The sequence below is a fragment of the Bacillus thuringiensis genome (assembly GCF_001455345.1).
Classification (GTDB): domain Bacteria; phylum Bacillota; class Bacilli; order Bacillales; family Bacillaceae_G; genus Bacillus_A; species Bacillus_A thuringiensis_N.
In genome coordinates, this window is the sequence record NZ_CP013274.1 from 1,697,872 (window position 1) to 1,713,439 (window position 15,568).

Below are 15,568 nucleotides of genomic sequence, written 5' to 3' on the forward strand. Positions count from 1 at the left end.
TAGTTTCAGTTAGTGAGATGTTTTTTGGAATGTCTAGGCAAAAGAAGTAAAGAAGTTATATTGGAAACAATCAATAAAGCCGTAAAATAAAGAATTGAAAAATATTTTAAAACTTTTTGTTGACTTTCTTTATTTTTTGTATAGAATAATCATTAATAAAATGTTTCAGAGATGTGACAACAAAACGACTATGAAAGGACGAGTAGTAGTAGGACGTAGTCTAAGCGAGTCAGGGGTGGTGTGAGCCTGATACGAAGCCTATTATGAAGAACCTCCTGGAGTTGCTAACCGAAATCCTTTATAGGAAAGTAGACTTAGCCGGGAACTTCGCCGTTACAAGAAGAACAGTATCGAGATATTTTCATCTCCGTATTGTATAAGTGAGCAACCTCTGTTGCTAATTTGGGTGGTACCGCGGAACCAAAGCCTTTCGTCCCAGTTTTTTGGGAAAGAAGGGCTTTTTTTGTTGGCTTCTTTTCACAACATCCAAACATTTTAGGAGGAAACCACCATGTATCAATCATTAATGACAGTAAGAGAGACTCAAATTGCAATTAAGGAAGTTAAAACATTTTTCGAGGACCAGTTAGCAAAACGCCTTGAACTATTCCGCGTATCTGCACCATTATTCGTAACGAAAAAATCAGGATTAAACGATCACCTAAACGGTGTAGAACGTCCAATTGAATTTGATATGTTACATTCAGGAGAAGAATTAGAAATTGTTCATTCACTAGCGAAGTGGAAAAGATTCGCATTACATGAATACGGCTATGAAGCTGGTGAAGGTTTATATACAAACATGAACGCAATCCGTCGTGATGAAGAACTTGATGCAACACATTCTATTTACGTTGACCAATGGGATTGGGAAAAAATCGTTCAAAAAGAATGGCGTACTGTAGATTACTTACAACAAACAGTACAAACAATTTATGGAATATTCAAAGATTTAGAAGATCACTTATTTGAAAAATATCCGTTTCTTGGAAAGTATTTACCAGAAGAAATCGTGTTCGTTACTTCCCAAGAACTAGAAGATAAATATCCAGAATTAACACCGAAAGATCGTGAACATGCAATTGCGAAAGAACACGGTGCCGTTTTCATTATCGGAATTGGTGATGCACTTTGTTCAGGTGAAAAGCATGACGGACGCGCAGCTGATTATGATGATTGGAAATTAAACGGTGATATTCTATTCTGGCACCCAGTACTACAAGCTTCGTTCGAATTATCATCAATGGGAATTCGTGTTGATAGTAAATCACTTGATGAGCAGTTAACGAAAACTGGTGATGACTTTAAACGTGAGTATGATTTCCATAAAGGTATATTAGAAGATGTACTACCATTAACAATTGGTGGTGGTATTGGACAATCAAGAATGTGCATGTACTTCTTACGTAAAGCACATATCGGTGAAGTGCAATCTTCTGTATGGCCTGATGATTTACGTGAAGCTTGCAAGAAAGAAAACATTCATCTGTTTTAATAGAAGTGAGAGAGGGTAGCTCAAAAAGTTATCCTCTCTTTTTTATTGTGTAAACGAATGGTTTACAGTGAATTTTACTAATGGTTTCTTTCTTCTATATCTCTTTTTGTGTAATAATTTGTTAAAGGAGGGGACGTTATGAGCTTAGGAGAACAGTGAAAAAAACTACGAGAGTCAAAAGGATTTTCGCAAGAGGATGTTGCTAAAAAGATTGGTATAACGAGGCAAGCGGTATATAAATGGGAAAATGATAAAAGTTGCCCTGATATTGAAAATTTGATTTTATTGAGTGAAATGTATAACGTTACGCTAGACGTGTTGATAAAAGGGAATCAAGATTTCAAAAAGAAAATACATAGTGATGCAGAAGATGAGGATTTTGAGAAAGGAAATGGATTTGGTTTTTATATCGGATGCGGTTTGCTAATTTTAAGTGCTTTCATTGATTATGAAGGAGTTCAAGAGATTTTATTAGGAGTTGCACTATTCATGATGGTATTTTACTCGGATGTGAAGAAAGTTATTTTGAATGAATATAGATCGTTTTTTCATGGAAAAGAGCGATAAGATATAAAATGAGAAGAGTTAGTTATATTTCCTAGGAAAGGATAAAATGACTAACCAAATTATTTTATAATGATTTATAGATGTTGATAATATGTTAAAGAACGATTTGAATAGTGTCTTGAAATCTATATGTAAAATGATAATATATTTTTAAAAGCTCAAACAAGTATAACCACGTTCTAAAGTTAGGACGTGGTTAAAAATATAGTGGTTTAATTTATAATACATCACTTACTTGTTACTGAGTTCTTCCGCTAAACCGATTAAGATGCTTTCGGTTCCACGAATGTAGCAGAGACGGTATGAGTTCTCGTATTGAACTACTTCGCCAACGAGCTGAGCACCATGCTTAGTGGTAAGCCTAGATACCATTTCGTCAATGTCTTCAACGGTGAACATGACGCGCAAATAACCGAGGGCGTTGACAGGTGCTGTCCGGTGATCTGCTATAGCGGGCGGGGAAAGAAATCGCGAAAGTTCAATCCGGCTGTGGCCATCTGGCGTAACCAACATAGCAATCTCTACGCACTGGGAACCGAGTCCGGTTACGCGACCAGCCCATTCACCTTCGACAGTGGCTCTCCCTTCGAGTTTCAAACCAATCTCTTCGAAGAAAGAGATTGCGTCATCAAGGGATTCTACAACGATGCTGACATTGTCCATTCTGAGTAATTTGTTTTTTGTCATTCTCTGTATCTCCTTATATGTAAAAATGTATTATCTGGTCATCTTCATAAGTATACTATTAAAAGGTTACAAATTCCTTCCAAACAGAAACAGCTTGCCACGGTATAGGGAAATGTGACAAGCTGTTATTAAGTATGTCATATAGTATCTTGCTAACAAATAATACCGCGACTTCCTCACAAAATATTTCTAGTCTGTACGCCATTAAATGGCCCGATTGTTGAATAGAATGACTTTATTTTAATGTAAATAAATTTCTCGTCACGCTATACAATGCAAACAGCTTTCTATTTATATAGGAAGGAAATAGATTCATATAATTTGTTTTACGTTTTACGGGTGGAAATTAACTCATCTGCACTAAAGGCTCAATTTTCGCCATAAATGATTGATGCAGCGCCTCAACACCTGTTACTAAATGAAGGCGGTCAATAACGACAGACACTTTAATTTCGGATGTACTTACCATTTTAATATGAATATCTTCTTCTTTTAAAGTAGTGAACATATTCGCAGCAACACCTGGATTAGAGACCATACCAGATCCTACAATTGATACTTTTGCTAAATGGTTTTCATGTTCTACTGATACATAGTGAAGTGCTTCTTGGTTTTGTTCCAACACTTCTAATGTTTCTCTTAAATCATTAGAGTGGATGGAGAAGGAGAGATGAACAGTTCCTTCATTTGTAATACTTTGAATGATAATATCTACATTAATATGTGCCGCTGCTAATGTAGAGAAAACAGTTGAAAGTGAGCCTTGTTCCAATCCTTTCACTGTGATGCGTGTAATATTATCTTCAAATGCAATACCTTTAACGATTGATTGTTGTTCCATGTTACATTCTCCTTTTACAATTGTTCCATTTTCTTGTTCCATACTTGAGCGAACTTCTAAAATGACATTATGATTTTTAGCAAACTCAACAGCACGTGGATGTAATACACCAGCACCGAGGTTTGCAAGTTCTAACATTTCGTCATAAGAAATTTCATCTAATTTATAAGCATCTTTTACAACTCGTGGATCCGTCGTATATACGCCTGTCACATCTGTGTAAATATCACATTTTTTAGCTTTCAGTGCAGCAGCTAATGCAACCGCAGTTGTATCGGAACCGCCTCGTCCAAGCGTTGTAATTTCAAGATCTTCACTGACTCCTTGGAAACCAGCTACAATAACAATGGTACCTTTAGTAAGATAAGACTGAATTCGATCCGTATGAATGTCAGTAATCCGTGCACTATTATGTACAGATTCTGTCGTAATACCAGCTTGCCATCCTGTTAATGAAATCGCGTTATAACCTTTTGCTTGTAATGCCATTGTTAATAATGAAATAGTCACTTGCTCTCCTGTTGATAGAAGCATATCCATTTCACGTTTACTCGGATTTTCTGTAATAGCGTTAGCAAGTGCTACAAGTTCATCTGTACTTTTTCCCATTGCCGAAACGACAGTGACGATACTATGTCCTCGTTCATATTCTTCAATAATTAAATTTGCTACATGTTGAATACGCTCAACACTTCCGACAGAAGTGCCACCAAATTTTTGTACAATCGTTTCCATTACGAATTCCTTCTTTCATCCATTTTTAAGAATAGATTAGGACATATATAAATCCCAATATTCCTGTAGCTACCAGAGAAAAACAAAAAACACCATCTCAAATAAGTGAGGATGGTGCTGTTACAGGAAAAGGGAAACAGAAAACGGAGCTAATAAAAAAACCGCCAAAAAAGGAATACCATAAAAATGATATCTCTTTTTTGTAGATAGCTCTTCATACATACACGTCTGTACATATGACAGTTCTGTTTCTATTCGAAAACAGCCCCAATCGATACATACAGAGAAATATATCGATTTCGGCAATACTTCCTTTCATCTAATTTCATAGACATCTCTGTGTCTCCATTAGAATAATCATAAGTATCGCAACCTCTATCTCACGTTTTAGGCGAGAGTGTTTGATTTATGAAGTTGTTGGTAACATTTGTTTTATAATAATTTAAATTTTTCGGGGAAGCAAGTGTTTTATATAAATTTTAAAAATTCTTTCTCTTTATTAGAAAGTTTGTGAAAAATGTAGCAAAATAAATTCAATGCATGTACATTAAACTTATAGTGCATTGGAGGTGGAAGAATGAAGGGGAAAAAGCCTATTTATGTTTCGACAGAAATGAACACAACAATGGAGAAATTATGGGAATACACGCAAGAACCACATATACATACAGAATGGGATGCTCGCTTTACTGAAATTTCGTATTTAGAGAAAAAAGAAGGAGAACCACAGAAGTTTTTATATAAAACAAAAATCGGATTTGGACTTGAAATAGCTGGAGAAGGTGAATCGATAGGTGAGATAAGAAAAGAAACGGGAGAACGTATTTCTTCTTTGAAATTTTGGACGGATAATAAATTATCTCTTATTCAAATAGGGCGTGGTTATTGGAAGTATACACCGAGTAAAACATACATTCATTTTGAGACGCAATATGATTATGATACGAGGTATGGTCGTATAGGAAATGTAATAGATTCATGTATTTTTCGACCGTTATTAGGTTGGGCGACTGCTTGGAGTTTTGATGCTTTAAAATTATGGTTAGAAAAAGGACTTCATCCTAGGTTGCTAATGAGAAGAACGATGACATATTGGATTGTATGTTTTTTATTTGCATTTGTATGGATGTATCAAGGAATAGTACCGAAACTAGTGTTTACTCATTCAGAAGAAGTAAAAATGCTATCTGTGATGATTGGTTCAACTGCACATAGTATTTTTGTACTTAAAATAATTGGAATACTAGAAATTATTTTTGGTGTCATATGGCTGTTGCCATTTCCAAAACGAAAAGTATTTATAGTACATATTTTTATGTTAATAGCCTTAACGATAGCGGCAGGCTTTACGAATATCGCAAGCTTTACAGAGCCGTTTAATCCAATTACATTAAACGTTCTACTAATGGGGTTATCGATTGTCGGTTATATAAATAGTTTTGATTTACCAAGTGCAAAAAATTGCAAGAGGAAGAGAAAGGGATAATGTATGGCTAATATTTATGAAAGCTTATTAGGGGATTCTTATAAAAGACTTCATCCAAAATTACAGAAACGCTATGAGATTACAGAAGAAAATAGCTTTACTGGAGAAGGAAAGATGGATGAAATTTACGGTGGTTCTTTTTTCGTAAAATTAATATTAAAAATTGCATCGAAGTTTCGAATGTTTTTCTCTGAACGGGGAGAGGGAGTTCCATTTATAATACATAATACAGCTGAACGAGATGAATATGGAAAAGAAATTGTAAAGTGGAATCGTACTTTCTATTTCCATAATAAGAAAAGATATTTTAATGCAGTTATGCAGTTGGATGAAAACGAAAATGAAATTGTAGATTATTTTGGTGAACCACATATACTCGTCTCTACATTAAATTTTCATATTGATGAGTTAGGGGCAATGCATATTTCTTCGAAGAAACAATGGTTTTATATGTTTAGAAGAAAAATCTCTTTACCGAAACTTTTATACGGAGAGGCAAAAATTGTTGAAAGTTATGATGACGAATTACAATGTTTTCGAATTCATGTTCAAGTACGAAATCCGTTAATGGGTTCGCTATTTTCATATAAGGGAACATTTGTGGAAAGGAAATAAATGATATGAAAAATATAATAGTTGGGCTTGCTTGTTATATTGTTTTTCTAATATGTGAGTGGTCAAATGTAAACCCAGTTGAAGCAATTATTTTATTATCTATTTTGTTATTTATACCGATGTCTTTTTGTATTATTGATAAAAGAGCACGAAATGGATCGTATTTATTATTTTATAAATCCGTATCGTTTTTATATCCGATAGCAGCGATTTGTGCAATGTTAGCTTTTGTAACAAATCAATATATCTTTGCGATAATTTGGTTTGTATATACGGGGATCGTTGCGTTATTTGGTATAAATAGATTACTAGAAAGAGGATGGAAACCGTTAGAAGAGACAGCTATCGATAGTGCGTTTATTTATTTGTTTTTAGGTGGTTTTTGGTTTTTTGCTTCAGTAGCAAAACTTTCAATTATGCATTTTAGCTCTGACATTGTTTTACTCACAGCTGCACATTTTCATTATTCGGCGTTTCTATTGCCATTATCAGCTGGTTTAATAGGGCGGAAGAGAGAAAAGAGCAGTAAAGTATATGATGCAATTATGTTTATTATAGTCATTTCACCGATGACAGTTGCGATTGGAATTACGTACTCAAGGGTATTTGAATTTTTTGCAGTGTTCCTATATTTATGTGCGATTTATGGGTATGGGATTTATGTTTGGCGCACGAAATTTAATGCTATCAACGCAAAAATCCTCCTAGTCATATCATCTAGTACACTCATGGTAACAATTATGTTTTCACTTATATACTCGTATGGGAATTTGAAACATGTAATGACGATTACAATTGCTCAAATGGTTTGGATTCACGGTGTTGTTAACGGAGTTGGAGTAGCATTACCGGCATTTGTCGGCTGGATGATCGAAAAGAGTGTTCCGAATTATAAATACTATGGGAAACCAATGAGTAAGTTAAGAGGAAATGTGAAAATTGGTGGGGTGTTTTTACATAGTAGAAATTTAGTAGAAAGTAAGGAATACATAGGTTTAGTTGATAATATGAAGGATTTTCATAGTGAGGCATTTGACGCGGACAATATCCCTGTAAGTATTATTCGTTTTTATGAAGATACAAAAGAGTATGAGTTACAATCGCATATTAAATGGGCTCGGTGGTTCCGCCCCTTTGCATTTTGTTATGAGAAAATGAGTAAACGTGTAGGACAAATACATTTAGGAATGGGAGGCAAGTGGGAAACGATGCATGGCTCTATCGTGGGGATAATAGATGAGAAGGATGGAAGAGAGAATGTAAGAGCTTGGCTAAGAAAAAATGAAGAAGGAGAATTTATATTTGTAGCTCTTTACTCAAAGCATACATATAAGAACGAGACATACATGAATATTGGATTACCTTTACCCTATTCGAATATGACAGGGATTTTGAAATTATGTAATAAGAGTAATGATTTAATCATTACTAGTAAGCTGAGAAGGAATGGAAAGGGAGATGAGGGGATTTATTTACATACTCGTTTCTTTACAATACGTTTACCGTTAGCAGAGACTTTTATTATAAAAGAGCACACGGATCACATATTAGAAGCTAATCATAAAATGTGGATATTCGGAATCAAGTTTTTAGAAATTGATTATAAGATTAAGAAATTAGAGGAGAAGTAAGAAAAGCTTGGAGAGATTCCAAGCTTTTTATGTATGGGTAATTGTCATAGCAACTTGTTTATCTAAGTCTCGGTCCCAGACGCGTTGAATTTCAAACGTACCTTTTTCAAAAAATAATGGGAATCTCTCTTTAAACCAATCTTGCATAGGAAGATTTAGTGCTTCATCAATTGGTACCCATAATAATTCGCCCTCAGGAGGGTTCATAAGAAGTTCACCATCAAATGAGTCTGACCAATAATTAAATACCATATATCGAACATTTTCTTTCGGATTTACGTATTCATCTAATCCCTTAAAACTTAAATTTGAAACAAGTAATCCAGTTTCTTCTTTTACTTCTCGTTTAGCAGCTTTAACGATACTTTCTGGGAAATCTACTTTACCGCCAGGAGCGATATAACCAGGGAAACCTAGACGATTGGGGCGCTTTATTAGCAATACTTCGTTATTTCGCTGAATCATACACATCGTGTAAATACGGTGTTCTATATCTTTCCAATTGTTGCCCATACGAATCTCTCCTCTTATAAAACCTTATAGTTAAATATGACAAAAAATACAATAATAATACAAAATTATACAAATTACAATTGACTATTACTAATTTTCAGAACTATAATTAGTCTGTTACATAAATACATTGTACTTGAGAGGGGAATATATTCTATGAAAAATAGAATAATCGCAGCAGGAGTAATCGCAGCTAGTATATTATCTTATTCATCTAGTAGTTTCGCACAAACAAAAAAATTTCCAGATGTCCCAGCTAAACATTGGGCAGAAGATTCTATTTACTATTTAGTAGATAAAGGTGCAGTTACAGGTAACGATAAAGGAATGTTTGAGCCAGGAAAAGAAATCACTCGTGCAGAAGCAGCTACAATGATGGCTCAAATCTTAAACTTACGAATCGATACAAATGCTAAACCATCTTTCGGTGATTCTCAAAACCAATGGTATACTCCATTCATCGCAGCCGTAGAAAAAGCTGGCGTTGTTAAAGGGAAAGGAGCGGGCGTATTCGATCCAACTGGGAAAATTGACCGAGTTTCAATGGCAGCGATGCTTGTTGAAGCATATAAATTAGAGGCAAAAGTAAAACAACCAGTACAAACAAAATTTGCAGATTTACATGATAGTTGGGGGAAAGATAAGGCCAACATTTTAGTAGAATTAGATATTTCACAAGGTGTAAATAAAACAGAGTGGTTACCTAATAAAACTGTAACGAAAGCAGAAGCAGCGAAGTTTATTGCAAAGTCAGACTCGCTTAAAATAGGTAACCCTTTAGTAGAACAGGTGATTATTATTGATCCGGGCCATGGAGGAACAGACCCTGGGAAGGCAACGCAAGGATTACATGAAAGTGATATTGTATTAGATACTTCTAAAAGATTACAAAGTTTACTAGAGAAGAATACTCCATTCCGTGCGATGTTAACGCGTGAAACAGATATTCGTCTTGGTGAAAAACAAGGAGAAGACCTTAAAAATCGTGTGGATTTCGCGAAAGAACATAATGGAGATATTTTTGTAAGTATCCATGCAAATGCTTCTCAAAAACATGATGGATATGGAACAGAAACTTTTTATTATAAAGGATCTGAAAAGAAAGAATTAACTGAGCGTGAAAAAGAAAGTTACATGTTAGCTGATAAAATACAAAAGAGATTAGTTAAAGCTCTAGATACAAGAGATCGTGGTGTGAAACCAGAAGACTTTTATGTTCTAAGAGAAAATGAGATGCCAGCAGTACTAACGGAGCTAGCATTTTTAGATAATAGCACGGATTATGAGAAGTTAGCTTCAGAATCCGGAAGACAAATAGCTGCTGAGGCAATTTATGCGGGGATTTTAGATTATTATGAGTGGAAAGGCTTTGATGTTTCAAAATCTCGTTTAACGAAATAATAATGTTGATTGCTAAGCCCATCGTCTACATAGAGGTGGGCTTTTTTGTAAGTTTATGTAATTTTGTATCCGAATAAAAAGATATATCGTATTATGCTGATTATGAATAAAATAATGGTAGATTAGTTTATTTTTATCACGTATACTTTTAATGTTGACTATTTAAGAGTTTGTTAGTTTAATAGGGAAAATTATACGATAAAGGGAGGCAAGTTAACACGGGACAAGCATATACATAACGTGTTAAAAAATTTATGAAAAAAGTTATTTCTAATGTGTTAGCAGTGACAGTCGCACTTCAAGTAGTGATGGCTCCAGCAACTTCGTTTGCATCTACAAAAGAATTTCCAGACGTTCCGAAAAATCATTGGTCATTTGAAGCGATTACTGATTTAACGTCAAAAGGGGTTATTGCAGGGTACGATAATGGTAAATTCGGATTCGGAGATGTTGTGACTCGTGAGCAAGTAGCAGCATTAATGTATCGCGCATTAAAACCAGAAGCAAAAAACGCTTATAAAAATCCATACTCTGATATTAGTGCAGGAACGACAATGTTCCAAGAAGAAATTTTGGCACTAACAGATATGGGGATTTTCGTAGGTGATGGTAAAGGGACTTTTAGACCGAAAGAGTCGTTAACTCGTGCTGAGATGGCGGTAATTATACAGAATGCTTTTAAATTTAAAATAAAGGCCCAACATACGTTTAATGATGTACCAAGTACGCATTGGGCAAATGATGCAGTTAGTGCATTAGAATCTAACGGCATTACAGCAGGTAACGGAGCAGGTGCATTTAATCCAACTAGTGTTTTAACACGTGAAGAATATGCACAATTTTTATTTAATGCTATGGCATCGTATATCAATCTAGATGTAACGTTACCATCTAATGTAACTGCGCAAGAGATTGATAATTATATTCAAAGATTCCATCCAGATAGCCCGTTAGTTGGAATTGGACAAGACTTTATTAAAGCGCAAAATGAGTATGGGGTGAACGCACTATACCTAGCTGCACATGCAATCTTAGAATCTGGTTACGGTAAATCAGAAATTGCATATCGTAAACATAATTTATTTGGTTTAAGAGCATATGATCGTGATCCATTTGCATATGCAAAATATTTACCGTCATACGGACTAAGTATTTCATATAACGCTGATTATGTGAAAAAGAACTACTTAGAAGATGGTGCAAGATATTTCAAAGGTTACACATTGCCAGCAATGAATGTTATGTATTCAACAGATACAGAATGGGCTGGAAAAATCGCTAACATCATGGAACGCATTAAGCCTTTTAATAAAGCAGATTACAAAAATGCAAAACGACTACCGAAAAACCCTAATACATTAAATGTAGAAGTATTAAGTGAAGCGATTCCTTATACAGATTATGCAAAAGATGCAAAAACTACAGTTCAATCGGTAGGATCTTACTATCAAGTTCCATTCCCGTTTAACAATCCAATTAAGAGTGTACCAAATGTTACACAAAATGAAGTTGGAAAATTAGAAAATGGTAAGAAAGTAAATGTATATCGTGAAGATCCAAATGGCTGGGTAGAATTTTCATTTGAAAATACTCAAGAAAAATATTGGACATTGAAGAAGAACTTAAAATTATAAATAAAAAAGGTGTTTTCATAAATGAAAACACCTTTTTTATTTGTATTCATCACGTAATATTCCATAGTATGTAATGTCCATAGATTCATCAGATTTTACAACATGTTGTTTAAACGTCCCTTCATGTTTCATTCCGATTTTCTCCATAATTCGCCATGAACCAGGATTATTTGTAAAAGCAGCTGCGAATATTTTATTTAAATGTAGCTCGTTGAATCCATAGTGTAGTAGTGCTTTCGCCGCTTCAGTACCAAATCCGTTTCCCCAATAAGATTTTCCAATCCAATAGGCCAGTTCTCCACGTTTATGGATATGATTTAAATTGAAATTAATCACACCTATTAATTCTTTAGTATTCTTAGCTAATATAGAAAAAATCACAACTTTTTTATCAGTTTCTGCTTGTAGCATATGTGTTATAAAATCTTTTGCAGAGCCTTTTGGGTATGGGTGTGGAATAGATAGGGTTGTTTTAGCAACATCATAATCGCCAGCTAATTTTTCGATTACTAGAGCATCGTCTAATTGTAATGATCGTAGTATGAGTCTTTCTGTCTCAATTGTTTTCATATAATGTCCCCTTTGTGTTTTTGATAATATTACCATAAATTTGATGAATTCATATATAATTAGATTGAATATTATTAAAAATAAAACATTTTATTAGGATGATTTAATCCTTCGAAAAGAGGAGAGAGGTATGCAAGGAGAAATACCAACAGAGAAAAATTTAAGTTATATCGGTAAATTGCTATTGCCAGTTAAAGCGTCACCGCATTTTAAATTTTTATGGATTGGGCAATTGTTTTCGACTTTAGGTAGTTCGATAACGATGGTTATTTTGCCAGTCGTTGTGTATTCATTAACAGGTTCAACAGTTGTAATGGGAATGACTATGGCGATGTACATGCTTCCTAATATTCTTGCGTTACCGTTTGCTGGATTAGTCGTAGATCGAATGGATCGGGTGAAAGTAATGTTATTTACAGATATCATTCGCTGCATATTAATGCTATTACTTGCAACACTTATATTTATGGATGTTTTAACAATTCCACTTCTATATGTACTCGTAGCATTATATGGGCTTATGGAAGGGATATTTCAGCCAGCATATGCGGCTGTAAGGGCGAAAGTATTTGTACCGGAAATTCGAAATGCAGCTAATGCATTAACGCAAATGAGTAATCAAGGTATACGACTAATTGGGCCGGCTCTTGGAGGATTAATCGTTTCCGTGGCATCTGCTGGAATAGGGTTTGGACTGGATGCAGTAACGTATTTGTTATCATTTTTATGTTAATTATTTTTAAGAGAAATAAAGTTTAAAAAAGTAAACCATATTGAAAGAAGAAAGGTCGATTACAAACACGAGTTTATGGAAGGTGTTTTCGTTTTAAAAAGTCATCCGTGGCTATGGATTACAATTTTAGTCTTTTCTTTTATCAATATTTGTTATGCAGGAATTATCGTCGTATTAATTCCATGGTTATTTAATGTTCATCATCATTATGAAGCATACGTGTATGGATTAGGAATGGCATCTTCTGGTGTTGGAGCTGTAATTGCCGCGCTAATATTTGGCGGGAGAGAAAGGTGGCATAAGCGGGGATTACTTGCCTATGGTGGTGTTTTAATAAGTGGTTGTGCGCTTTTAATAATGCCGTTTATTGCTTGGGCACCTGCTTTAATTGCATTAATGGCAATTGAAGGTTTCGGTATGATGATATTTGGACTCATTTGGGAAACAAGTTTACAAGAGCTTGTGCCAGAAGAAGCATTCGGAAGAGTGGCAAGCCTGGATATGTTAGGTTCATTTGCTTTATTGCCACTAGGTTATGTGGTTGTAGGATGGTTAGCTACTGTCATAGGTGGTGAGGTAACTATTATAGCACTAGCTAGTTTAGTAATTTTAACAATTGGAATCGCATTGTCTGTATCGAGTATTCGTCGATTTAATTGATTAAATGGGAAAAGAGGGCGATATGCATGGCTATAGAAAACTTGAAAGATATAGTAACAAGGCAATTAGAGAGTAAATACATTTTGGGAGAAAAGGTCTTTGAAGCAAAAAATTTCACAGTCTATATCGCTACCCATAGAGAAAATAGGCTAGCATATAACAAACTCGTATTAATAAAGCATCTTTATAATGAAAAGCCCTCCGTACATATTTGGCATAAGAAAATTAGTATGAAAGCAAGAGAACTGGAAATTACAAAAGAAGTGGCAGAAGCAATTCAATCTGGTTTTGTAAAAAAAGAGTAAGCCCTAATCAAATTAGGGCTTATTCTTCATTAAACACAAATGTTTGTTTCATTTTTTTACTTTCATTTACTGGATGGCCGTTGTAAGAGAAGTTCTTTTCTTCCCAAGTTATGACGACTTTGAAATTATGGCTGTTAAAGTCTAATGGGAATACGATGTAATCAAAGCTTGTATCACTTTTTGAAACGTTGTTATTTAAAGCGGTAGAATGAAAAGTAGCCTTAGAGGTAGGAGTGTTATCAAGTATTTCCACAGCTACGTTTGATACATCATTACCGATGTTTTTTACGAGTAAACTATATGTATCGTATACACCTTGTTTTGGCTGCACTGCTTGCTTGTTTGGGTTATGAAAATTATCAATTTTGATATACCACTGTTTAGACTTTGATGCAATTGGTAGTGATTGAAATGTGTATGCACTAGCTTGTATTGGTAGTGCTAAACAGATTAGTGCAAAGAGAGAAAATATTTTTCGTTTCATTTTTAGAGAGCTCCCATTCTGTAACAGATTTATTTATTATTATCTTCTCTTTATGTGAGTATATACCATATAATGTAAGGCGAAATTTATGGCACTCATGAATGTAATTTACATTTTAAATGATTGAACATATCTTATATTATAGGTGCAGTTATTATGGTGATATGAACTGCTGTATTCTTTATGAAAGCTGTGTAGAGATTTTTCTATACAGTTTTTTCTAATGAGAAATTTTTCCAATAATATGTTAAAATAACATTGTCATACAACAAGGGGGATTTGTTTTATGGAAAATGGACATCTTGCTAAAATAGATTTAACGAAAAGAATAGAAGGAAAATCTAAGTATAATAAGAAACTTGAAAAATACCAGAGACGTTTATTAGCACTTCAGCAAATTGTAAAAGAGGAAAAAATTGCAGTTATGCTTGTTATGGAAGGCTGGGATGCGGCTGGAAAAGGCGGAGCGATTAAGCGAGTGACTGAACATCTTGATCCGCGCGGGTTTCAAGTAAATCCAATTGGAGCACCAGCACCTCATGAAAAACGGTACCATTACTTGCAACGTTTCTGGCGAAAACTTCCTCAATACGGGCAAATCACCATTTTTGATCGCTCATGGTACGGCCGTGTGTTAGTTGAGCGTGTTGAAGGTTTTGCTACAAAGGAAGAGTGGACGAGAGCGTATGATGAGATTAATGATTTTGAAAAACTATTAACAGATGATCATTACATAATCGGGAAGTTTTTCTATCATATTAGTAAAGATGAACAATTAAAGAGGTTTAAAGATAGAGAGAACAATCCTTTGAAAAGATGGAAAATTACAGAAGAAGATTGGCGAAACCGCGAAAAATGGGACGAGTATGTTGAAGCAATGGAAGACATGTTTGAAAAAACAAATAAGCCAAATGCGAAGTGGCATATTATCGAAAGTAACGATAAATTATATGCACGTTTGAAAACGTTGAAAGTCATTATTTCATTAATTGAGGATTACCTTGTAGAACATAATATAGAATTACCTTCGTATTATTATGAGATGAAAGAGGGTAAGACAGAAGGTTTTGAAGCGAATCAAGATGTAGTTGTAAAATAGTACAAAGTTTGTATATGAAATATAAAGTAGAGTCACCATGTAAATTTGGGAACCCCTCGGTAATGGGAAAAATATAAACCGTGGGGTTCTTTACATGTATAAATAAATTTCA

At 34.5% G+C, this 15,568-nt stretch carries 13 protein-coding genes, 2 pseudogenes, 1 riboswitch and 1 other annotated feature; of the genes and pseudogenes, 10 read left to right on the top strand and 5 right to left on the bottom strand.

Annotated elements, in window-relative coordinates:
- Positions 1 to 181: 181 nt before the first annotated feature.
- Positions 182 to 441, top strand: a binding site (T-box leader).
- A 70-nt stretch (positions 442 to 511) separates the two neighbouring features.
- A complete protein-coding gene (asnA, locus tag ATN06_RS09085; protein WP_060630352.1) occupies positions 512 to 1,495 on the top strand; it encodes an aspartate--ammonia ligase in 984 nt (327 codons plus the stop codon).
- A 138-nt stretch (positions 1,496 to 1,633) separates the two neighbouring features.
- Positions 1,634 to 2,062: pseudogene (locus ATN06_RS09090) on the top strand (helix-turn-helix domain-containing protein).
- Positions 2,063 to 2,293: 231 nt separating this feature from the next.
- Here ATN06_RS09090 and ATN06_RS09095 read toward each other — a convergent pair.
- Complete coding sequence (locus tag ATN06_RS09095; protein ID WP_060630354.1) at positions 2,294 to 2,749, bottom strand: VOC family protein; 456 nt, start codon at positions 2,747 to 2,749, stop codon at positions 2,294 to 2,296.
- A 346-nt stretch (positions 2,750 to 3,095) separates the two neighbouring features.
- Complete coding sequence (locus ATN06_RS09100; RefSeq protein ID WP_060630355.1) at positions 3,096 to 4,325, bottom strand: aspartate kinase; 1,230 nt, start codon at positions 4,323 to 4,325, stop codon at positions 3,096 to 3,098.
- A 199-nt stretch (positions 4,326 to 4,524) separates the two neighbouring features.
- Positions 4,525 to 4,711, bottom strand: a riboswitch (Lysine riboswitch).
- Positions 4,712 to 4,902: 191 nt separating this feature from the next.
- Here ATN06_RS09100 and ATN06_RS09110 point away from each other — a divergent pair.
- Genes ATN06_RS09110 through ATN06_RS09120 form a run of 3 tightly spaced genes read left to right on the top strand, consistent with a single transcriptional unit; the run spans position 4,903 to position 8,057 of the window.
- On the top strand, positions 4,903 to 5,811 hold the full coding sequence (locus ATN06_RS09110; RefSeq protein ID WP_060630356.1) for a DoxX-like family protein: 909 nt from the start codon (positions 4,903 to 4,905) through the stop codon (positions 5,809 to 5,811).
- Positions 5,812 to 5,814: 3 nt separating this feature from the next.
- Positions 5,815 to 6,426 (top strand): DUF4166 domain-containing protein, encoded by a 612-nt coding sequence (locus ATN06_RS09115; protein ID WP_060630357.1) that lies wholly within the window; start codon positions 5,815 to 5,817, stop codon positions 6,424 to 6,426.
- 5 nt (positions 6,427 to 6,431) lie between these two features.
- Positions 6,432 to 8,057, top strand: a complete 1,626-nt coding sequence (locus ATN06_RS09120) for a YndJ family protein (RefSeq protein WP_060630358.1) — start codon at positions 6,432 to 6,434, stop codon at positions 8,055 to 8,057.
- A 27-nt stretch (positions 8,058 to 8,084) separates the two neighbouring features.
- Here ATN06_RS09120 and ATN06_RS09125 read toward each other — a convergent pair whose 3' ends face one another.
- Positions 8,085 to 8,570 carry an 8-oxo-dGTP diphosphatase gene (locus tag ATN06_RS09125; RefSeq protein ID WP_060630359.1) on the bottom strand — a complete coding sequence of 162 codons (486 nt, stop codon included), beginning with the start codon at positions 8,568 to 8,570 and terminating at the stop codon, positions 8,085 to 8,087.
- Between the two features lie 156 nt (positions 8,571 to 8,726).
- Between ATN06_RS09125 and ATN06_RS09130 the strand changes: the two genes are divergently transcribed.
- Positions 8,727 to 9,971, top strand: a complete 1,245-nt coding sequence (locus ATN06_RS09130) for an N-acetylmuramoyl-L-alanine amidase (RefSeq protein WP_060630360.1) — start codon at positions 8,727 to 8,729, stop codon at positions 9,969 to 9,971.
- 254 nt (positions 9,972 to 10,225) lie between these two features.
- A complete protein-coding gene (locus tag ATN06_RS09135) occupies positions 10,226 to 11,605 on the top strand; it encodes an S-layer homology domain-containing protein (RefSeq protein ID WP_060630361.1) in 1,380 nt (459 codons plus the stop codon).
- A gap of 36 nt (positions 11,606 to 11,641) precedes the next feature.
- Here ATN06_RS09135 and ATN06_RS09140 read toward each other — a convergent pair whose 3' ends face one another.
- Positions 11,642 to 12,175: a GNAT family N-acetyltransferase gene (locus ATN06_RS09140; RefSeq protein ID WP_060630362.1), complete on the bottom strand. Its 534-nt coding sequence runs from the start codon at positions 12,173 to 12,175 to the stop codon at positions 11,642 to 11,644.
- A 130-nt stretch (positions 12,176 to 12,305) separates the two neighbouring features.
- Between ATN06_RS09140 and ATN06_RS09145 the strand changes: the two are divergent.
- Positions 12,306 to 13,568, top strand: a pseudogene (locus tag ATN06_RS09145) (MFS transporter).
- Between the two features lie 26 nt (positions 13,569 to 13,594).
- The gene (locus ATN06_RS09150; RefSeq protein ID WP_060630363.1) at positions 13,595 to 13,873 is read left to right on the top strand and encodes a hypothetical protein; all 279 of its coding nucleotides are present in this window, start codon (positions 13,595 to 13,597) and stop codon (positions 13,871 to 13,873) included.
- A 19-nt stretch (positions 13,874 to 13,892) separates the two neighbouring features.
- Here ATN06_RS09150 and ATN06_RS09155 read toward each other — a convergent pair whose 3' ends face one another.
- Positions 13,893 to 14,357 carry a hypothetical protein gene (locus ATN06_RS09155; protein ID WP_060630364.1) on the bottom strand — a complete coding sequence of 155 codons (465 nt, stop codon included), beginning with the start codon at positions 14,355 to 14,357 and terminating at the stop codon, positions 13,893 to 13,895.
- Between the two features lie 286 nt (positions 14,358 to 14,643).
- Between ATN06_RS09155 and ATN06_RS09160 the strand changes: the two genes are divergently transcribed.
- Positions 14,644 to 15,456 (top strand): polyphosphate kinase 2 family protein, encoded by an 813-nt coding sequence (locus ATN06_RS09160; RefSeq protein WP_060630365.1) that lies wholly within the window; start codon positions 14,644 to 14,646, stop codon positions 15,454 to 15,456.
- The last annotated feature ends 112 nt before the right edge of the window (positions 15,457 to 15,568 follow it).